Origin of the sequence: Shewanella sp. SG41-3, from assembly GCF_014164545.1 — a bacterium.
GTDB lineage: Bacteria > Pseudomonadota > Gammaproteobacteria > Enterobacterales > Shewanellaceae > Shewanella > Shewanella vesiculosa.
Genome location: NZ_JACJFJ010000001.1, coordinates 559397 through 580327 on the forward strand (window position 1 = coordinate 559397; position 20931 = coordinate 580327).

Sequence of the window (20931 nt, forward strand, 5' to 3'; positions counted from 1 at the left end):
CTATTTAGCGTTTAAATATTAGGGATTTAGTTGTTTAATTAATGATTTTTTACCTGCATCAGGTTGCCGATAAGCCAAAATGGCATCCATAAGTGATTTTTTGTCAATTGCTTGTGGATGATTACTGTATTTATCTGCTTGTAATTTATTCAGTGCCGCCGACAATTGCTCAGATAAGCCACTGATTTGCGTTAGCGTCATGAATTTTCCTAAGCGTTCACTAAAATAGCCTTGTACTGCGACAATAGCAGCACTGCTATCGTTACGGTCACATGCATCGATAATGGCATCGAGGCCTTTTGCGGTTGTTTTAGGCTTTGTTTTTTGACTTTTATTGTCATCATCTGTGTATGGCTGTGCTCGGTTTGCCGATACCGCCTTACGCCATAATACTAAGGTGATAAGCCATAACATACCCAGAACGGCACTCAATAGTGGCCAATATCCGCGACCTTGAACTGCGCTAAAATTATCAACGGGTGGTATGTCTGTGGTTGCCGTTGAGCTGCCGATTACGTTAATTGTTCGTTCTGGTAACGTGGCAAATTGTTGTTTTTTAAGATGTGGATTCCACCAAGGTACACGGATCTCAGGTAGGGTATAGGTTCCTGGTTTTGTTGGCACAATCGCGGTAGTGATACTGTATTGCGACACGACTTGGTTGTCGCGAACAAAAGTTTGTCTTACTGGTTTTTCTGGGTAGGCTTTTAAGCCTTCAGTCAGCGGAATATCAATATCTGGTAAACTGGTGTCATCAGTATTGGATGCGATTAAACTAATTGAACGGGTAATTGGGCTACCGACTTCAAATTCACTAACATCTTCTGGCCAAGTTTCTTTTAATACTGCAATATCGCTGACTAACCATTTTCCTTTATAGCTTGGGGGAATAGGGTTGATTTGAATTACCTGCCTTTCGGCTGCAGTTTGTATTGGTCGACTTTCATTAAAACCAAACATACCTCCACGCCTAGGAGCCTCGACAATAACATCACCCGAAAAGCCGGCGCCATTAATCACCAACTCTCCAGGCAGATCAGCAATAATCCCATAAGTACGTTCAATTACTCTAAAACGGCGGCCATCGACAATTTCGCTTCCGTCTTTATCCTCACCGATTTGCTTGATTTGTGCCCCTTCAATGGCTGGAGCACTGAGCACTCCACGTTGTAATTCTACTGCAAGATACAATTTTACTTTATAGGTGATTAACTGGCCGACATAAGCATCAGAGGCACTCGTCGATATTCTCATGAATACATTTTCAGCTTTGTCGGCTGTTGTGCCTTGTGGGATCACTTTAAGATTAATCGGGTTTGAACTCACGCCTTTGATGTTAAATGCGGGAATAGTGATATTACCTAATGATTTAGGTGATAATAATATCTGCCAACGAGTTTCTTTTGTGGTGTCAAAATTAACCATTTTGGTACTGCGACCTACACTGGTTCTGCCGACAATAAAGTTTTTCAGTAATATCGAAGTGTCCAATTCGTTGGCACTGAGATCGTCGTCAGCAGTTACATCGAGTACGAAGTATTCACCTGCAACCACAGGGTTACGGTCTACAGTTGCTTGTACTTGGCTCATTGCAAATACAGGGGCTGCAATAATCAATAGCAATAAGCTAAAAAAAGTTCTAATTACCACTGTTCATTATCCTCACGTGGTTGACTGTTTTGACGACGTTTTTGATATTCAAGTTGCATTTTATTACGGATTAATACTTGGGGATCTTCATTGATAGCGCGAAGAGCCCTTTCCATGTCCGCTGGAAGTGAATCTTGATTCATCTGCGATGCAGATACCATTTCAGCTGGTTTGTCTTGCGAATTACCTTCGGAGTTTGCAAGGTCAGAAGCCTTAGCTGCGCTCATCTTCTGTTTATCATCAGTAGGCTGATCTTCATTTTTGCTCGCACTGGCTTGCATGCTAGATTCATTACTTTCAGGTGAGTCTTGCGATTGATCATTTTTGGGTGAGCCCTTGTTATCATTAGTATTTGGTGATGATTGTGGCTCTGAGCTATTTTGTTGTGAGTCATTTTTTTGCTCACCTGACGGCTGATCATTTGATGCTGATTGAGATTGTTTTTTATCTTGCTTTTGATCTTTTTCAGCTGACTTATCGCTATCAGAGGAGCTATCATTACTGTCTTTAGATTGAGTTTCAGCGCGCTGATCTTGGTTTTGCTGACTCGATTGGTCTTGCTGATCTTGCTGGTTTTTTTGTTCACCGGGCTGAGACTTATCCGGTTCTGACTGTGGTGATTTGTCTTTATTAGAAGATTGCTCAGAAGATGAGTTTTGATCATCTTTTGAGTCGGATGAGTCTTGTTGTGACTTATCCGACTCTTGTTCTGATGAGTCCTTTTTCTGTTGTTCGAGCAGTTGTTGAGCTAAGGCTAAATTCTGTTCTGCTTCGATAAAAGGTGATTGCGCGGCAATCGCTTTTTGATAACGAGTAATGGCTTCTGGGTAGTCTTTCAACTGCATCAATGCATTACCTTGGTTGAATAACCCTTGGGCAGTATTATTTTGTTCAAACTCTGCCAGTGCCTGTTGATAATTACCCGCTTTGTAATGTGCAGAGGCGCGCCATTGAGTGTCTTTAAATGTGTCAGCAGCTTGAGCAAACTCACCTTGCTGAAAGGCCGATTCGGCTTGTTGATCTTGGGTTTGCCATAAATCTTGCCACACCGACGCTTGTGCTGGGTGACTGTGAGTTAGGCCAAACGCCATTGCTGCAGACAATAGCAAAACAGGATTAAGCATAACCGTTAATAATCCTTGTCTAAAACTCATTAATATTGGGATGACTAATAACATTGCCAGATATGGCCCGAGATCTTGCCAAGTCTCACCAGCGAGTTCTGTTTCACTCGCTTTGCCGTCTGAGGCTAACCATTGTGTAAGAGTTGAAATATCGCTGCCATCTGTTTGCGCTGGCACTAGGATACCCTGATGTTGCTTTACTAGTTTTTGTAATAAACCATAATCGGTTTTAGCGACAACCACTTCATTACTGTTATCTCGCAATAACTGACCATCAGCTAAACGGATCGGGGCGCCTTGTTTACTGCCAAATGCCATAATAGATAAACGATAGCGGTCGTTGACTGCACTGGTTGCTTGATTAAATTGCTGTGCAGAAATACCATCAGTCATCACTATAATGTCGCCACTGACATGGCCACCTTGAGCTAATAGTTTCTCTGCCAGTGATAATGCTGCCGCCAAATTGGAACCTTTGGTTGGCATAATATCAGGTGATAATGTGGGTAATAAATTTAAAATGGTGCTGCTATCACGAGTTAACGGGCTGATAGTGTAAGCGTCACCAGCGTAGGCAATGAGTCCTGTTTCGCCTTCTTTGAGTTCGTTTAGTAAATCGGTAGCTCTAAATTTGGCATAAGATAAGCGATTCGGGCTTAAGTCTGTGGCATACATAGACTGCGACATGTCCATAATGAGCACTCTACCTTGCTCAGTAGCAAATACCGGCAAACTTTGTTTATTCAACGCTGGGCCGGCAAGCGCAATCACTGCAATTATCCAGCAGGCAATCAGTACCCATTTAGGTTGATGAGTTGCCTCCACGGTTTGGGTCACCAGTAACTGACTTAAATGCGGGGAGATATATTGTTTCCATGCTGATTGCTGGCTATGTCTACGCCAAAATAATGCACTTAATATCAATACTGGAATCATGCCCAATAGCCATTCAGGGCGAATGAAATGTATCATTGTTGATCCGCCTCTTTGCTAGACTTGATTTTAGGCCATAACTGATTTGGCCATTGTTGCTGCAAACTAATTAAGAAGCTGATTAGTAATGACATTAATAAAGGCCAATAAAATAATTCACTTTTTGGGCGGTAACTTAATTGATCTCGGCTTACCGGCTCTAACTTGTCTATTTCTTGATAAATGCTGTTTAACTCTTCACTGTTACGAGCTCTAAAATATCGACCTTTAGTGATGCTGGCTAATTTTTTGAGTTGCTCCTCGTCTAAATCCATTGAAGGATTAATTCGCTCTTTACCAAAAATAGTACGCCGTTCTAACATTTCTGCGCCCACGCCAATAGTGTAAATGGTGACATTACGTTTAGCCGCAATTTGGGCTGCGACTTCGGGGTCAATATTGCCAGCATTATTAGAACCGTCAGTGAGGAGAATTAGTACACGGTTACTTTCATCGACTTTATCAAAACGTTTTACCGCTAAGGCAATCGCTTCACCAATAGCGGTTTGCTTGCCTACTAGGCCTATTTGCGCATCATCTAAAAACGTGGCTACAGAGCGGCGATCTAGGGTCAACGGTGCTTGTAAATAGGCATGGTCTGCAAATAATATGAGTCCGAGCCGATCTCCTTTTCGACGCTCAATAAAATCACTTAATACATGCTGAATTAACGTAAATCGATTAACCGTTTGCCCGTTTATCACCATATCTTCAATTTGCATACTGCCTGATAAATCAACCGCCATCATTAAATCACGACCTTTGGCGGGTAATTCAATCGGGTCTCCTAACCATTGTGGCCTTGCGATTGCTAATAGAAGAAAAGTCCACATTAACCAATACCGTTTACGACTCACTTTTTGATTGACCGCCCTTGAGTGCGTCATCGTAGTAGCGATGCCTGGTAACTGTAAATGTCCACCGGCACTGTCTATATGAATACGCTTAATCAATAACGGCAGTGGCAGTAAGAGTAATAACCATGGCCAGTAAAATGCTAACATTTGGCCTCCTGATGTGGATTGTTGGATATTAAGGTCGCATCACTAAAAGCATGCTTATTGTTGAGCCAAGCTTGTGCTAACTGGAGTAATTGGTCTTTTTCGGCTTGATCTAAGCCGCTCGCTTGGTGACGCTTAACGAGTAATTGTCCTATTTTATGTTGTTGATCTGGCGCGAGACGAGTATCTAACCAATCAAACCAAGGTTGACCATTGAGTTTAGCGAGGTGTTCTCGTGGTAGATAAGTTAATGCGGTACGCTTGAGTAAGCTATTGACTTGTGCTGCAAAGCTATCATTTTCGACATTATAACTTTGTAAAAGTGTTAGGGCTATTTTGCGTGGAGCATGATATTGATGTTGTCTATATAAACGCTTGCCCAACCAAACGGCTAAAATAATCAATACGGCTGCGATTATCCAATATCCTGGCGCAATCGGCATGGTGCTGATCGGGGCGGGTAACGCAATATCGTGCAATTGAGCTAAAGCTGATGCGTTGGCATCAATTGGCATTGGTTGTGATGGTATGTTTGGCGTGGTCATTTAACGTAAAATATCCAATTGGGCACTGAGCGGTTTAGCGGCATCAATTAATTTTGGTTGCACTTTAATCAAATTCATTAAAGCAAAAAATTGTTGTTGCTGCGCTTGTTGATTCGCTAACCAAGCCTCGTAACTTTGCCGAGTTAAGGTCAATTGTTGTTGGCCATCTCGAACGGGTAAGGCAAATTGTTTTGGTAACGCCAAGGTTCCTTGTCTTAATGGATCGGTTACCACAAATGCTCCGATATCACAGTGACGTGATAACTCAGTTAATGGTGCTAAGCATTGTTGGTTAATATGTTGACCGTCGGTAATAATCCAGATTAGAGAACCAGGTTTTGCAATACGTTGTAAACGTTGACAGGCTTTAAACATATGGCCTGGATCAGGTGACAATTGATTAATTTGCTTTAATTGCTGCTGATGAACATCAATTAACCCCGACGTTAATTGCAAAATACCTTGGCGGCGACTTCGCGGTTTAAGTTCTAAGTGATTAGTTTCACTGGCGATTAACGCCCCAAGCCTGTCGCCATTATTGATTGCATTCCAACCTAATGTGGTCGCTAAATGGGCTATCTGGACAGATTGAAGTACTAATTGCGAGCCAAAATATGAGCTGTGGCTCAAATCTATCAACAGCAGGATAGGACGTTCGCGTTCCTCCACAAATAACTTAGTGTGCGCAACTCCGGTTCGCGCAGTTACTCGCCAGTCAATGGTTCGAACATCATCACCATTTTGGTAATGACGAACTTCAGCAAACTCCATACCGCGGCCTTTTATTTGACTGCTTCGATGACCCGACAAGGCTGCTTTTGCCCGCGACTTATGATCGGGGAGGGCGCGCGACAAGCTTTGGCAAGCAATTAATTCTTGCTCATTTAAGCTCATACCATCACTGTAAAGGGGTAATGAGTAGGTTTGGTTCATCATAATCTAATCATGCTCAATAATAAGTGCACCTATTGCAACATCTACGGTACGGCAACTTGACTCAGAATATGATCAATCACTTGATCTGCCGTAACACCTTCAGCTTGAGCTTGATAGCTGAGTAACAAGCGGTGCCGTAAAACATTGGGCGCAACCGCTTGAATATCTTCTGGCGATACAAAGTCTCGTTCATACAGCCAAGCGCGTGCTCTTGCACAACGTTCTAATGAAATCGTGGCGCGTGGACTGACGCCATACTCGAGCCATTTTGCTAAATCTGCGCCATATCTTGCTGGTTGGCGAGTCGCCATAATAATCTCAACGATGTACTTTTCGAGTGGCTCAGCTAAATAAATATCTAATGCCTGATCTCTTGCTGCAAATACATCTGCTTGCGCAACAGGATCTATCGTTGGTAATTGGTGTGTCTTAGCCTCTTTACGGGACTGGCGTAAGATTTCGCATTCGGTTTCGGCATTGGGGTAATCGAGGTTTAAATGCATTAAAAAACGATCTAACTGTGCCTCAGGTAAGGGGTAGGTACCTTCGTTTTCGAGTGGGTTTTGGGTTGCCATGACTAAAAAAAGTGGCGGCAGAGGATAACTGTGTTTTCCTACAGTAACTTGGCCTTCAGCCATGGCTTCTAATAAAGCAGATTGTACTTTGGCAGGGGCTCGGTTAATTTCATCTGCAAGGATTAAGTTATGGAAAATGGGCCCTGCTTCAAATTCAAATGTACCGGTTTGTTGGCGATAAATATCGGTACCGGTTAAATCAGCAGGCAGCAAATCGGGCGTAAACTGAATACGATGAAACTCACCTTCGACACCGTCGCATAGTGCTTTTACCGCTCGCGTTTTTGCTAAACCTGGTGGACCTTCAACTAATAAATGACCATTTGCGATAAGTGCTATCAGCAAGTTTTCTGTTAATACGGGTTGACCTAAGACAACAGTATCTAAATAGGCGCGGAGTGAGTGAAAACGACTTAACGGCATAGTAGTACTCAATTTATTTAGTTGGCATTGGGTGTATTAAATCCTATGTTATGAATTCTATTGGTTTTTGGCTAGTAGGATTAACACAATTTAACTCTTTATGAAGTAGATAGTTGTAAACGCCTGTTTAAAACCGTTCAATAAAAAGTTAGAATCAGGTCACACTTTGATGGTCTGACCAGATTATCTGGCAACATATAAACTTACCGGCTGAGCCGAGATGAGCTAACAATAATAGAGGGTGACACATGAGTGATAGACAACAAGTAACGAATTCCCGGGGTGAACGCATTGCGATTGTTGCCGGTTTAAGAACACCATTTGCAAAACAAGCAACAGCCTTTCATGGCGTATCTGCGCTAGATATGGGCAAAATGGTGGTAAATGAGTTGCTGTCTCGCTCTGAAATTGATCCTCAATTAATTGAACAACTAGTGTATGGCCAAGTTGTACAAATGCCAGCAGCGCCAAATATAGCCCGTGAAATTGTACTGGGTACCGGAATGAATGTGTCAACTGATGCCTATTCTGTCACTCGAGCTTGTGCAACTAGTTTCCAGTCTGCGGTTAACGTCGCTGAGTCAATTATGACTGGCAACATTGAAATCGGTTTAGCGGGTGGTTCGGATTCTTCTTCTGTGTTACCGATTTGTGTATCAAAGAAGCTGGCACATGCTTTAGTCGACTTAAATAAAGCACGCACTTTTAAGCAGAAATTTGCGATTGCACGCCGTTTAGGTTTGAAAGACTTAATGCCTGTCCCGCCTGCGGTTGCTGAATATTCAACGGGTTTGTCTATGGGGCAAACCGCAGAACAAATGGCTAAGACTTATAGCATCAGTCGTGCCGATCAAGATGCATTAGCGCATCGTTCACATACATTAGCCACTGACACCTGGAATTCTGGCGTGCTTCAACAAGAGGTGATGACAGCTCATATTCCACCTTTTAAACAATTTATTGACCGCGATAATAATATTCGTGAAAACTCTGTATTAGAGTCTTATGCCAAATTACGTCCCGCATTTGATCGTAAACACGGTACCGTGACTGCCGCGAATAGTACGCCATTAACTGATGGTGCATCGGCAATCATTTTAATGAGTGAAGGTCGAGCCAAAGCTCTAGGTTATCAGCCAATTGGCTATATCAAAAGTTATGCATTTACCGCTATTGATGTTTGGCAAGATATGTTAATGGGGCCGTCTTATGCCACGCCATTAGCACTAAAACGCGCAGGAATGGAATTAGAAGATTTAACCCTCATTGAAATGCACGAAGCATTTGCGGCGCAAACATTAGCTAACATGCAAATGTTTGCTTCCAAGAAATTTGCTGCAGAGAAGTTAGGTCGTAGTCGCGCCATTGGCGAAATCGACATGAGTAAATTTAATGTTTTGGGGGGCTCGTTGGCTTATGGCCATCCTTTTGCGGCAACCGGAACACGTTTGATTACCCAAGTGTGTCGAGAGCTTAAGCGTCGTGGTGGTGGAACGGGATTAGCGACAGCTTGTGCCGCGGGTGGTTTAGGTGTTGCAATGATTTTAGAGGTGGAGTAATGAGCATGGAAAAAACATTTAATTTAGCTCGTCGTGACGATGGTATTGCGATTTTAACAATGGATGTTCCTGGTGAAACCATGAACACCTTAAAAGAACAATTTGGCCCTGAAATTAGTGACATTTTAACCGAAATTAAAGCTGATAATAGTATTAAAGGCTTGGTGGTTATTTCTGGCAAGGCGGATTCATTTGTTGCTGGTGCTGATATCACAATGTTAGCCGCTTGCAAGAGTGAAGCTGATGCCAAAGCATTGTCACAACAAGGTCATGTGGTTTTTTCTGAGCTTGAAGGCTTATCCATTCCTGTTGTTGCCGCTATCAACGGTGCTTGTTTAGGCGGTGGTTTAGAGTTAGCGCTAGCGTGTCATTTACGTGTATGTAGCGATGATAAAAAAACCATGCTAGGGGTGCCTGAAGTACAACTAGGTCTGCTGCCTGGCGGCGGTGGTACACAGCGTTTACCTCGATTAGTCGGAATTGCAACTGCGTTAGATATGATGCTTACTGGCAAGCAAATTCGTCCTAAACAAGCATTAAAAATGGGTTTAGTGAATGATGTTGTCCCTAACTCTATTTTGCTTGACACTGCGATTGAGTTAGCAAAAAAAGGCAAACAAGCTGCAAAACCTGTGGTGCAATCTAAAATTAATCAGTTTTTAGAATCATCTTCGTTTACTCGCGATATTATGTTTGATCAAGCTCGTAAACAGGTAATGAAGAAAACTCAGGGTAATTATCCTGCACCTGCCAAAATTATTGATTGTGTTCGCCAAGGTATGAATAAAGGCATGGTGAAAGGGCTTGAGGTTGAAGCGACCCATTTTGCTAATTTGGTGATGTCAAAAGAGTCTGCTGCATTACGTAGCTTGTTCTTTGCCACTACGGAAATGAAAAAAGAAACCGGTGCTGAAGGCGCTGTGCCACGTAAAGTTAAAAAAGTAATGGTATTAGGTGGTGGTTTGATGGGCGGTGGTATTGCCTCTGTTACGACTACTAAAGCTAAAATTCCAGCACGTGTAAAAGACATTTCAGAGCAGGGACTCAGTAACGCACTATCATATGCTTACAAGCTTTTAGATAAAGGCGTAAAACGTCGTCATATGACACCTATCGCGCGTGATAATGTCATGGCATTAATGACAACAACCACTGAATATACCGGTATTAAAGATGCCGATATCGTGGTTGAAGCGGTATTTGAAGACTTAGCGCTTAAACATAAAATGGTTCAGGATGTTGAGCGTGAATGTGGTGAAAACACCATTTTTGCATCGAACACTTCATCTTTACCTATTGGTCAGATTGCTGCAGCGGCAAGCCGTCCTGAAAATGTGATCGGTTTACATTATTTCTCTCCGGTAGAAAAAATGCCCTTAGTTGAAGTTATTGCGCATAAAACCACGTCACCCGAAACCATTGCTACTACAGTGGCGTTCGCACGTAAGCAAGGAAAGACACCTATCGTAGTTCAAGATGGTGCTGGTTTTTACGTTAACCGTATTCTAGCCCTGTATATGAACGAAGCGGCACAGTTATTACTTGAAGGTCAGCGTGTTGAGCATCTAGATCGCGCGTTAGTCAAGTTTGGTTTCCCTGTGGGGCCAATGACGTTGCTCGATGAAGTGGGCATTGACGTAGGAGCTAAAATTTCGCCAATTTTAGAAAAAGAGCTCGGCGATCGTTTTAAAGCCCCCGCAGCCTTTGACAAGTTATTAGCCGATGACCGTAAAGGTCGTAAAAATGGCAAAGGTTTCTACCAATACGGGCCTAAAGCTAAAAAAGCCAAATTGGTTGATGAGTCAGTTTATAAGGTACTCGATATCGCAATAGCTTCAGATAAAGAAGCAAAAGATGTTGCAGAGCGTTGTACCATTCAAATGCTTAATGAAGCCGTTCGTTGTCTGGAAGAGGGGATTATTGCCTCTGCAAGAGATGGTGACATCGGTGCGATATTCGGTATTGGCTTCCCGCCATTCTTAGGTGGCCCGTTCCGTTATATCGACACCTTAGGTGCAAGCAATTTAGTGGCAACTTTACACGGCTATCAATCACTCTACGGTGATCGTTTCGCACCGTGCGACACGTTAGTCAAAATGGCCAGTGATGGAAGCCAATTTTATAAAAAGTAATAAGGCTGTTTTTATTTAGCGAATAAAAGTTATCAAGTTGTAAAGAAGCGGCAATTGTTTGCCGCTTTTTTATTTATTTAAGGCATGCTTTTGCCTGATTTTTAATCAGATAGATGCCTCTTTAGGGTATAATACTCATTGTTGATGATGATAGCGTAAACTATTATGTGGGTGATATTTCGCCATTAAGCTGTCATAGCTTGGATCTGATGGCGTTAATATTATGACTTGCGAGTCAAAGATGAGTCGTAATGATGTGCCGGTAGGGATGAGATTTACTGAGTTATTTAATTTACTGACTTATTTGGAGTTAGCGATAATGCAGTTCAGTTGGTTATTCATGCTTGTTTTATTGAGTATTAGTAGTGGTTTTCTATTTGGTTTTGCAGCTTATAAGCATGGATTAGCAGTAAAGCGGTGGGGATGTGTTGGTTGTATACTAGGGCCACTTACTTACCCATTGTTTAGCACACACAAACGCTTAGCTGATATGAAGGTTTGGCGATATGGCCGTTATAGCATAGAAGGCTAATCTCATTTCAGTTTGTTATATCAAAATTCATATTTCAAATAACAAAAAAGGAGCTTATGCTCCTTTTTTATGGCTGATGGTTAACCATCAGTATTTTAAGAATTACTTCCACCAAGCTCTGGCTTGGATAACTTCAAGGTGATTTAAACCTTCAGGCAATTTTACTTTTTTACGAGCTGGTTTTGCTAAACCAAGTGCTATTTTTAGAGAAGTAAACATAGGGTTCTCCTTAAGCTATTTGAGTGTCTAGGACTTTGATGTATGGAATGCCAGCAGTTTGAGTGTCTAGGACTTTGATGTATGGAATGCCAGCAGTTTGAGTGTCTAGGACTTTGATGTATGGAATGCCAGCAGTTTGGGTGTCTAGGACTTTGATGTATGGAATGCCAGCAGTTTGGGTGTCTAGGACTTTGATGTATGGAATACCAGCAGTTTGGGTGTCAAGGACTTTGATGTATGGAATGCCAGCAGTCTGGGTGTCAAGGACTTTGATGTATGGAATGCCAGCAGTTTGGGTGTCAAGGACTTTGATATATGGAATGCCTGTTATCTGATCCACATTATTCTGAACAGTAGTATTTATTAGTAGAGTTTTAGCTTTTACATTATCTACCGCATTAGGCATAGCAATACTTGCAAAAGTTAACGCAGATAAAACTGCTACTGTAATCATTCCTTTAATCATTTTAATCTCTCTTATATTTAGTAATTCAGGCTCAGGGTTAAATAACAATATTATTTTGACAACTGAACTTGTATTTGCATTTGTTATGCCAAATATAAGAGAGAGTGATTTATTTTTTTACTTGGATTTCGTTGATGGTATCAAACTTAAGTTTATCGGCAGCAAGCATTAGCTCAAAGTCGGCTTCTCTAATAGGTTTGCTGTATATATATCCTTGAATTTCCTCACAATTAAGTGCTTTTAAGATGTTTAATTGAGCCGTTTGTTCTACACCTTCACCTACCACAGTCAGTCCCATATTGTGGGCTATGGTAATAATTGAATCGACCATCTTGAGATCTCGGTCGGATTTATCAATGTCATCGACAAAGGTTTTATCAATTTTTAAGCAGTTAATCGGGAATCTTTTTAGATATGACAAAGAGGAGTAACCGGTACCAAAGTCGTCAAGTGCCAAGCTAACGCCCATTTTTGCTAATTGTTGCATCACCTTAATCGCTTGCTCTGGATTTTTAATCACAGTCCCTTCAGTGATCTCAAGTTCTAAGTGTTTAGCTGGTAATTTTGTGAGTCGTAAAATTGACTCTATTCGTTGTTGCAGATCAGGAAGAGCAAATTGCCTTGACGATAAATTGACAGCGACTCGGCCACTAAACAGGCCTGATTCGAGCCATTTTTGCGCGGCAAAGCAAGCTTTTCTTAGCACCACGTCACCAATTTCAACAATCAAACCATTTTCTTCGGCCAAAGGAATAAATTCATTCGGTCCTATCAAGCCTAATTTAGGATGATTTAATCTTACTAATGCTTCCATACCGGTGAGACGATCTTTCTTCACATCAATTTTAGGTTGGTAATAGACTTCAAATAAATCGTCTTTGAGTGCTTCTCTGATTAAGGTTTCTATTTCAAGTTGACGTAATGCGTTTTGGTTTAATGATTCTGAATAGAACTGATAGCGATTACCACCGCCAGATTTTGCGTGATACATGGCGATGTCTGCTTTACGTAATAATGCTTGCTCGTTTTGCTCATCTTCAGGGTAAAGCACAATACCAATACTAATACCGAGTACGAGTGAATCATTATTAAGAATAAAAGCCGGCTTTAAACAATTAATCACTTGTGTGGCAATGGCGGCGCATGCACCTATATCAGGATGTTGATCGACGAGTAAGGCAAATTCATCTCCTCCAAGGCGGTATAGGCTGGCATGTTTGGGAATGGCTAATTTAATTCTCTCTGCTACACCAATTAATAAATCATCACCAATCTGATGGCCTAAAGAATCGTTAATACGCTTAAAATTATCTAAATCAAGCACCATTAACGTATGATGAATATCTTTTTTGACTAGGTTACTTAGTGTGACTTGCAAACTAGAACGATTAGGTAAACCGGTAAGTAAGTCATTGTTGGTCAGCTTTCTGAGCTCTTCTTCCTGTTGTTTACGACGTGTTATATCTGAGAAAACACCGACATAATGGCTGGTTTCACCTTGTTCATTGTAGATGGCATCAATGGTTAGCTCCATTAAGAAAAAATTGTCTTTACCTTTACTGGCTTCAATTTCGCCGCTCCAACGACCTTGTTGTTTTAGTAAGTTTCTTATTTGTTCAGAATAGCTCGCTGGATAGCGAGAGAAGTTGAGTATTTCATCGACAAATTTTTCTCTTGTTAATTCACTGAGTTCACAGCAAGCTTCATTTACTTCAACAAATTGATATTTTTCATCAAGAATAAACATCCCCTCAGAGATATTTTCAATAGCTCTTGCGAATAAACGCAATTGCTCTTCTGCTTGTTTTATATTATTAATATCTTTAATCGTGCCAGTCATACGCAAAGGTCGATCTTTTTGATCGCGCTCGACAATTTTTGCTCTATCTAAAATCCATATCCATTGCTGGTTACGTGCTTTGACTCGATATGCTATTTCAAAATGGTCTGTCAGTGCGCTAAAGTGATCATTTAACGCTTTGGTCACCCGTTCTCTATCGAGAGGGTGGATATTACTTTCTTCATCAGGATTACCCGAGCGACGGCCGTCTTGAGGGAAGTCTAAAGAGCCCCAGATGTTCGAGCGGTAAATTTTGCCACTTTCAATATCCCAATCCCACATTTCATCGCCACTTCCCCACAAAGAAAGTTTTAACCGCTCTTCGCTTTGTGCTATTTGTTTTTGGATTTGTCTACGGCGGATAATTGCTCTAACAGATAAAGATATTATTATTATAAAAAATAAACTGTATGCAAGTTTAGCTTGTATGGATAACCACCATGGGGGCGTAATAAAAACAGATATACTTCTAACATCAGATTCTTTACCTGATAATATGTCTACAGCATAGACTTTGAATGTATATTCCCCAGCTGATAAATTAGTATATGTTACAGTATTATTCCCTTTGGTAGATAGCCAGTCTTTTTCCAAATCTTCTAAATAATAAAAAAAATCATAGTTGTTATTTAGATTTCCTAATATATTAAACTTTATTGTGAAAGGGTAGTCTGAATACTTTAACGTTATTTCACCCTGTTCATTTAATGGTTTATTTAGTATACCTTCTCCTATTCCTACTGGGGTGTTAAATAGAAGTAGTTCTTGAAAGATAATTCCTTTTCTTTTTTCGTTTTTCAACTTTTTTATAATATCATCAGGATTAATTAAATTAACTCCATTGTTACTGCCTAGTAATACATTATCATTTAATACCAGTGCTGCTTGAGTGTTATAATCTTCTGATGAACCATTGTTCATTCCGAGAGTATAGTTAATATTATCATCAAGATCTATAATGTTAACTTCTCTATTGGATGCGGCAATTATTTTGTTATTTATTTTTGTTAATGAATATATTATTTTATTTCTATCAAGAACTTTTGATATTTCTAAATTTTTTTCATCTTTTATTAAATAAACAGAGTTTCTAGTGCCAAAATAAATACCCTTATCGCCTTTAAGTATGTTGAAAACAAAATCGCCGTCAAATATGGATGTTATTTTATTGTTTTTATATCTGAGCAAGCCATTTTGAGACGCGATCCACAGAGAATCATTTATTACTAGAGTGTCATAAACTGGATATCCTGACTTTGTATTTATAACGTCATATACTTCTCCACTAAGTTTCATTTTGTACACATTCCCTGTGAATGTAGAAACATACAAAAAATCATCAAACTTCTTTATGTTAAATACTGTTTCATTGATTATTTTTTTCTCAACGCCAGTGTTTAAATTAAATTGGTACAGCCCGGATGATGTCCCAATAAAAATATTTTCATGGTCGACTAATATTGATTTAGGACCATGAGGGACTTTAATTTTTTTCTTATCTATAAGTGTTAGGTTTTTGTTGTAAATGTTTAGAGTACTATTGTCGCCGATTAAAAATATTTTTTGTTCATTCGATGTTAATGACCAAATGCTTTTTTCGATATTTATCTTTTTTATGTAGTTTGCATTGTGCGCAATTTTTAAAAAACCATCGTTATAATTTGATATATAAAAATTATTGTCGTATTCTTTTATGAATGTTTTCTTTAGTTTTTCTTTTTGTATGTTTATTTGCCCTGTTTTTTTTGCAATAAATTCATCATTATAACTTAAAATGTATATTTCATTCGTATTTATAGCTAATGATTTATTATCAATGTAAGGGGTTATACTTGTTAGTTTAATGTTAGATATTTTTTTTGGGTAGGTGGCAATATCAAATACACCTTCGTTGGTGACTGCAATAACCTTTTCGTTGATTAAAGAAATATCATTTGTATTTGATAGTATCTTGTTAAGTGTTCCATCAATAATGAAAAACAAGACACCTTCATAGTTTCTTAAATATATTTTATTATTAAATTTAATAATGTGTTTTATTTCACCTAATATACTATTATCAACGGAATAGTTTATTTTTAAGTTTTCATTGTTATAAGATATAAATTTGCCATTCAAGCCAATAAAAACTTCATCATCTTGCTTTGATATTGACCAAATGGCTTGTTCACCAATTTGAGTTGAGATACTGTTTTTAGTGAATGATTCTGTTTCTTTGTCAAATTGAACGAGACCTTTATCTGTCCCGATTTGCAGAACACCATTGTCATCAATCAGTAAATTACGAATAAATGAGCTGGGTAGAGAATTTGCATTATCATTGGCATAGAATTGCTTAAATTCATTACCGTCGAAACGATTTAAGCCATTGATTGTACCAACCCATACATAACCCTCCGCATCTTCAACGATCGCCGTTACGGTGTCCTGGGATAAACCATCTGCAACGCCGTAGTTAGTATAATTTAGCAGTAGATCGAAGTTTGATTCTGCTTTGTCAGCTTCAATGGCTGTAGCGCCGAAGCTAAAAATAAAATAAACACATATGAAGAGTAAAATTTTAGGCATAATTTTTATACTTATTCTCTTTCGATGCCGCAAAGAAGTCGATGATTTGTCTACTTTTTCAGAAACTAAGGGCTTTGTCAAAAGCATGTTAACAAAAAAGGTCTGATTGATAGAATATTAGTCAATTATTACCATAAAATGCTTAAATAACTATTTTTTAATCAACTGGTTAACTAATACGAAAGTTTTATTTGGTATTTCGTACTATTAATTGTAGCTAAGACGATTTGTTAACATAATGGTAGCCTACTTGGTATATGACGCCTTTTAGCTAAAGACATTTGCTAAAACTGAAATTTATCAGCTTGCTGTTTAAATGTTTTTAAGTCTTCGATCATATTATCTGAACTTAAGCTTGCTTGATTGAGATGTTGATCTCCACTGTTAAATAGGACTAAACGATCACAATCTTTACTGCGCATGTGCGCGACCATAAACTTAATCAAGTCTGCTCTGGTGAGTTTTTCGACTTCCGATACGACCATTTCACGTTGATTAAATTTATAGTCTCGATTACCTAAGCTTACCCAGTAGCGTTGGCTGCGGGTTTTTAGGTTGGTATCGTGTTCCATGATTTGGCTAATCATGCCTTGCTTGGTGCTTTCCCATTGTTCATTCGTTATTTGCATCACTGCATAATTAAAGTCAGCGATGAATTCATCTATAGCTTCAAGAAGTTGCCTTGGCCCCGTAGTAGGAGACTGCACATAAAAAATTATTCCAGGGTGTCTGTTTAACGGTAAATAACCTGTTCCCACCATATAGCCCAATTGCTGTTTGGTGCGCAGTTCATGAAAAAAGGTTGATGACATCGTATGGTTTAATAAACTGAATAATGCAACACGTTCGGGAGTCGCCTTTCGGGACTGATAGTAAACAATAATCGCGCTATCTTGATGAGCAATTGTTTTCTCCCGCAGTAATGAACCTCTTTTATCCAGATTAATCAATTCGCGTGATGCTTCTGCGCTTGGTTTTGTGACTAATGATAATAAATGCTGTAAGCGCTTGCCTAGTTGCTGCGCTTCTTCAACCAGCCAGTCACCGTATACCAGACCTTCAAGATAAATTTTTTCATAAAATACACTTACATGTTGATGTAAATCATCAAGGCTCAGCAGCGTAAGTTCTTCAGCCATTCTGGTCGGTTCAAAACTTCTTTTTTGCAGTGTCACGGTTAGGCTGGTAAATAACTGTGATATCGGTTTGGCTTGAGCAACGTTATTCCAACTACGTAATATCTGATTTTTAATCATGTTAAAACGTTGTTCGGTAAAGTTACGCTCGCGGGCTTTATTGATGATTAGAGTGAGCAGTTTTTCTTGGTTACCAGTAAAACCGGTTAAATGCAGAGTAATACCACCTTGGTGGGGGTAAATATTATAGTTAAGCCCAGCAACCTCTGCTTGGTATGTTGGTTCTGCTAGGTAATCAATTAGCATTTCAACGTACAGTCTTGTTAATGCTGCTTGTCTTGGTGTTGAGCTAGCTTGCTCTGAGTCTAGCGATAAATATAAATGCCCTTTAGGGACATTAAATTCATCATCTTTTTTATGCCAAATGCGATAACCTTCGCCTTCAGCAACAATGGTTGGTACTTGTGTATTGCTTTTGTTTGCTCGAGCTTGCGGATTGGCGACAATAAACGGATTTTTTTCAGGCAGCTTGAGCTCATCTCTTATGGAGACTAATGACCATTTTGCGATTTGCTGAGGCTGTAATGCTCTAACCTGATAAGGAGTGTTGTACCAATCAGCGTGACTATCGACTTGAGACTCTTTCGCTACCGTGAGCAAACGCATATTGCTCACCGACATCATGCCAAGCAGTTGTGTAGTTTCATCCTCGAGCATCTCATCCATACGATAGTCGCCATAGATAATGTCTTCAATATCGTAATGGTGCATGTTAATACTAAGATGACTCGCTAGATCCAAGGTTTTAATTTGTTCTTGAAACCGAAATGCCGTATCAAGTAAGTTGGCTCGTTCTTGGTAACGCCACGCTTGAATACCTTGCTGTTTAATTAGCTCGATGTATTCAAAAACACAGCTAACCACTTCATTAAGTTCTATCAATCCTTTGTCGGTTAATTGTATGCTAATTGAGTAATCTTTAAAGTTGTAGCCGTTAACACCACCGCCCGCAGATAAATTATTGGCTAGCCCATGTATTTTTAAATACGAAAGCAAACTTCCCGGACTTTCATTACCGAGTAAGTGGCTGATAAATGTAAGCGGTTTGCGTTTATAAAATTGGTCTATCTCTGGCAGGGAAAAACTAATACTGACTCGTTTTTGATCTTTTAACGGTATTATTTGTATGTGCTTTTGTTGTTCAGCCTTTGTTATCAACGCTTCACAAGGATAGTGTTTACTTACATTTCTATTGAGGATGTTTGAAAAGTATTGCTCAACAATGCTTTCTAGTTTGGCTATAGGGCAGGGGGCTACCACGCACAATGTCATGATATTTGCGCTGTAATGTTGTTGATAAAAAGCCAGCAGTTCATCTCTTATGCCTGCTTGTTTGCCTGCTAAGGTTTTTTGGTTACCTACAGAGAATTTTGAAAACGGATGCTTTGGGTTAACGGTTTCTTTTTGGACTTGATAAACACGGCGAATGTCATCTTTTAATTTCAAACTGAATTCAGATTCGATTGCTTGCCTTTCTCTATCAACCAGCTCTAAATCAAACTTAGGTGCAATGAAAAATTGACTAAATCTGTCTAGTGAACCTTCTAAGGCTTCAGCGTTAATACTGTAGAAAAAATTTGTTTGTTCAGTACCTGTCCATGCATTATTACTGCCGCCATGTTGATTAATGTAAGCATGATACTCGCCTGAGTCTGGATATTTTTCAGTCCCTAAAAACAACATATGTTCAAGAAAATGTGCCATACCAGGACGCTCAACCGGATCGTCAAAATGACCAACACTCACTGCCATAGAAGCAGCGGCTTGATTTGATTGCATATCTTCAACCAGCAGTACTTTGAGTTGGTTATTTAACACTCGATATTGATACTGGCGATGATCATTTTGGCTTTTATAAACTGCTGGAAATTCAGGCAAGAGGAGGCTCCAGAAAAGATAACTTGTTATATATTGATCTTGTTATTACTTTTTAGCAAATTACCTTGGGCAGTTTTATCCTATTATCGACTAAAGTTTATCTTAATATGCTTAATTCTAGGTTTGTTGTTACGGGGATTAACGCTACAATTGGGTCATAATGAGAATAAAAATATCTTGAGAGAAGTATGCAGCTATTTTTGATGCGCCATGGTGAAGCGAGTTTGAATGCACCGTCAGACAGAGAACGAAAGTTAACTGACAATGGTCGAATTCAGACGGGCGATATGGCTAATTGGTTAGCAAGACAAGTCAGTCATTTTGACTTGGTGATTGTGAGTCCGTATTTACGATCTCAGCAAACATGGCAAAAAGTCAGTAAACACTTACCTGAACCGCGTAAGTTGCTGGTACTTGACGATGTTACTCCTTCCGGTGATGCAATAAGAGCGGTTGATCTTGTCTTGGCTTATGCCGAACAATATAAGGCAGATAATGTCTTGGTTATTGCTCATATGCCTCTTTTAGGCTTTATGGTTAGTGAGCTTGTGGCTGGTATGGAACCGCCTTTGTTTGCTACTTCTGCAGTGGCTCATATTGACAAACATGCTCAAAATGCCAGTTTCGTAGCAATGACAGCACCACATCAAGTTGTTGTGTAATGGTAATTGCGTGTTGCATAAAACCAGTTTGCAAAAAAGGTAAGTGATTACTTACCTTTTTACTGTCCGTGCTTATTTTCTCAAATTAACGTCGGTGAGGATGATCACCAATATCAATCAATACTAACAACGCTGCATCGCCGCCCCATTCTTTTGGTGCTTGGTGAAAGGCTTTTACGTTTGGATGTTGTGCTAGCCACATTGGCGTTTGTTGCTTTAAAATTCCCATTCCATAACCGTGCATTACACTGCAACATATTATGCTTTGCTTAACGCATGCTTGAATCAGTGCCGCTAATTCAAGTTTGGCTTCTGCTTGTCGCATTCCATGTAAATCTAACAATAGGTCGGGTGAATAGTCCCCGCGTCTTAAACGTTTCAATTCATGTTTATCTGTGTTGGAATTAATCCAGCGCATAGGTCCATCGACCGGCATAAGCGGCTGATATATGTCCGAAAAATAACTATCAGCATGAATCTGACGTTCTTTGGTTTCGAACTGTTGTTTGGCTTTGACTGGCTGTTTAAAGTGGTGAGTATCTTGCCGTAGCGGTTTGATATCTGCGATTAATGCACTAAACAGCGATGAGTCTGCATAATTATCGTGTTTCATAAGCGTATTGTATTGAATTCTAGGTCATCTTAATAGACAT

At 39.7% G+C, this 20931-nt stretch carries 14 protein-coding genes; 4 read left to right on the forward strand and 10 right to left on the reverse strand.

Annotation, left to right across the window (positions count from 1 at the left end; translation table 11 throughout):
- Positions 1-18 precede the first annotated feature (18 nt).
- From H5164_RS02465 to H5164_RS02490, 6 genes are read right to left on the reverse strand one after another with little or no spacing between them, the layout of a single operon-like run.
- A complete protein-coding gene (locus tag H5164_RS02465; RefSeq protein WP_182754598.1) occupies positions 19-1650 on the reverse strand; it encodes a BatD family protein in 1632 nt (543 codons plus the stop codon).
- Positions 1644-3746 carry a VWA domain-containing protein gene (locus H5164_RS02470; protein ID WP_182754600.1) on the reverse strand — a complete coding sequence of 701 codons (2103 nt, stop codon included), beginning with the start codon at positions 3744-3746 and terminating at the stop codon, positions 1644-1646. The genes H5164_RS02465 and H5164_RS02470 overlap by 7 nt, the downstream gene beginning before the upstream one ends.
- Positions 3743-4750, reverse strand: a complete 1008-nt coding sequence (locus H5164_RS02475) for a VWA domain-containing protein (protein ID WP_182754602.1) — start codon at positions 4748-4750, stop codon at positions 3743-3745. Before H5164_RS02475 ends, H5164_RS02470 begins: the two co-directional genes overlap by 4 nt.
- On the reverse strand, positions 4744-5292 hold the full coding sequence (locus tag H5164_RS02480; RefSeq protein ID WP_182754604.1) for a DUF4381 domain-containing protein: 549 nt from the start codon (positions 5290-5292) through the stop codon (positions 4744-4746). The genes H5164_RS02475 and H5164_RS02480 overlap by 7 nt, the downstream gene beginning before the upstream one ends.
- Positions 5293-6228: a DUF58 domain-containing protein gene (locus H5164_RS02485; RefSeq protein ID WP_182723296.1), complete on the reverse strand. Its 936-nt coding sequence runs from the start codon at positions 6226-6228 to the stop codon at positions 5293-5295.
- Between the two features lie 41 nt (positions 6229-6269).
- Complete coding sequence (locus H5164_RS02490; RefSeq protein ID WP_182723297.1) at positions 6270-7226, reverse strand: MoxR family ATPase; 957 nt, start codon at positions 7224-7226, stop codon at positions 6270-6272.
- A 248-nt stretch (positions 7227-7474) separates the two neighbouring features.
- On the opposite strand from H5164_RS02490, the gene fadI reads away from it, so the two are divergent.
- The 3 genes from fadI to H5164_RS02505 all read left to right on the forward strand — a co-directional run bounded on the left by fadI (position 7475) and on the right by H5164_RS02505 (position 11449).
- Positions 7475-8785 carry an acetyl-CoA C-acyltransferase FadI gene (gene fadI / locus H5164_RS02495; protein ID WP_182754606.1) on the forward strand — a complete coding sequence of 437 codons (1311 nt, stop codon included), beginning with the start codon at positions 7475-7477 and terminating at the stop codon, positions 8783-8785.
- Between the two features lie 5 nt (positions 8786-8790).
- Positions 8791-10917 carry a fatty acid oxidation complex subunit alpha FadJ gene (gene fadJ, locus H5164_RS02500; protein ID WP_182754608.1) on the forward strand — a complete coding sequence of 709 codons (2127 nt, stop codon included), beginning with the start codon at positions 8791-8793 and terminating at the stop codon, positions 10915-10917.
- A gap of 241 nt (positions 10918-11158) precedes the next feature.
- On the forward strand, positions 11159-11449 hold the full coding sequence (locus H5164_RS02505) for a hypothetical protein (protein WP_259396713.1): 291 nt from the start codon (positions 11159-11161) through the stop codon (positions 11447-11449).
- A gap of 229 nt (positions 11450-11678) precedes the next feature.
- On the opposite strand, the gene H5164_RS02510 is transcribed toward H5164_RS02505, so the two are convergent.
- From H5164_RS02510 to H5164_RS02520, 3 genes are all read right to left on the reverse strand, one after another.
- Positions 11679-12122 carry a hypothetical protein gene (locus H5164_RS02510; protein ID WP_182754610.1) on the reverse strand — a complete coding sequence of 148 codons (444 nt, stop codon included), beginning with the start codon at positions 12120-12122 and terminating at the stop codon, positions 11679-11681.
- 121 nt (positions 12123-12243) lie between these two features.
- Entirely contained in the window at positions 12244-16542 is a 4299-nt protein-coding gene (locus H5164_RS02515; RefSeq protein ID WP_259396714.1) for an EAL domain-containing protein, read from the reverse strand.
- Positions 16543-16826: 284 nt separating this feature from the next.
- A complete protein-coding gene (locus tag H5164_RS02520; RefSeq protein WP_182754615.1) occupies positions 16827-19616 on the reverse strand; it encodes an insulinase family protein in 2790 nt (929 codons plus the stop codon).
- 188 nt (positions 19617-19804) lie between these two features.
- On the opposite strand from H5164_RS02520, the gene sixA reads away from it, so the two are divergent.
- Entirely contained in the window at positions 19805-20278 is a 474-nt protein-coding gene (gene sixA, locus H5164_RS02525; RefSeq protein ID WP_182697072.1) for a phosphohistidine phosphatase SixA, read from the forward strand.
- 85 nt (positions 20279-20363) lie between these two features.
- Here sixA and smrB read toward each other — a convergent pair whose 3' ends face one another.
- Entirely contained in the window at positions 20364-20891 is a 528-nt protein-coding gene (smrB, locus tag H5164_RS02530; RefSeq protein WP_124016323.1) for an endonuclease SmrB, read from the reverse strand.
- Between the last annotated feature and the right edge of the window lie 40 nt (positions 20892-20931).

Bases quoted from the DNA above. Each gene is read 5' to 3' on its own strand.
- H5164_RS02510 (WP_182754610.1), bottom strand. From the start codon at position 12,122: ATGATTACAGTAGCAGTTTTATCTGCGTTAACTTTTGCAAGTATTGCT.
- H5164_RS02470 (WP_182754600.1), bottom strand. From the start codon at position 3,746: ATGATACATTTCATTCGCCCTGAATGGCTATTGGGCATGATTCCAGTA.
- smrB (WP_124016323.1), bottom strand. From the start codon at position 20,891: ATGAAACACGATAATTATGCAGACTCATCGCTGTTTAGTGCATTAATC.
- fadJ (WP_182754608.1), top strand. From the start codon at position 8,791: ATGGAAAAAACATTTAATTTAGCTCGTCGTGACGATGGTATTGCGATT.
- H5164_RS02515 (WP_259396714.1), bottom strand. From the start codon at position 16,542: ATGCCTAAAATTTTACTCTTCATATGTGTTTATTTTATTTTTAGCTTC.
- H5164_RS02475 (WP_182754602.1), bottom strand. From the start codon at position 4,750: ATGTTAGCATTTTACTGGCCATGGTTATTACTCTTACTGCCACTGCCG.
- fadI (WP_182754606.1), top strand. From the start codon at position 7,475: ATGAGTGATAGACAACAAGTAACGAATTCCCGGGGTGAACGCATTGCG.
- H5164_RS02490 (WP_182723297.1), bottom strand. From the start codon at position 7,226: ATGCCGTTAAGTCGTTTTCACTCACTCCGCGCCTATTTAGATACTGTT.
- H5164_RS02480 (WP_182754604.1), bottom strand. From the start codon at position 5,292: ATGACCACGCCAAACATACCATCACAACCAATGCCAATTGATGCCAAC.
- sixA (WP_182697072.1), top strand. From the start codon at position 19,805: ATGCAGCTATTTTTGATGCGCCATGGTGAAGCGAGTTTGAATGCACCG.
- H5164_RS02505 (WP_259396713.1), top strand. From the start codon at position 11,159: ATGAGTCGTAATGATGTGCCGGTAGGGATGAGATTTACTGAGTTATTT.
- H5164_RS02485 (WP_182723296.1), bottom strand. From the start codon at position 6,228: ATGATGAACCAAACCTACTCATTACCCCTTTACAGTGATGGTATGAGC.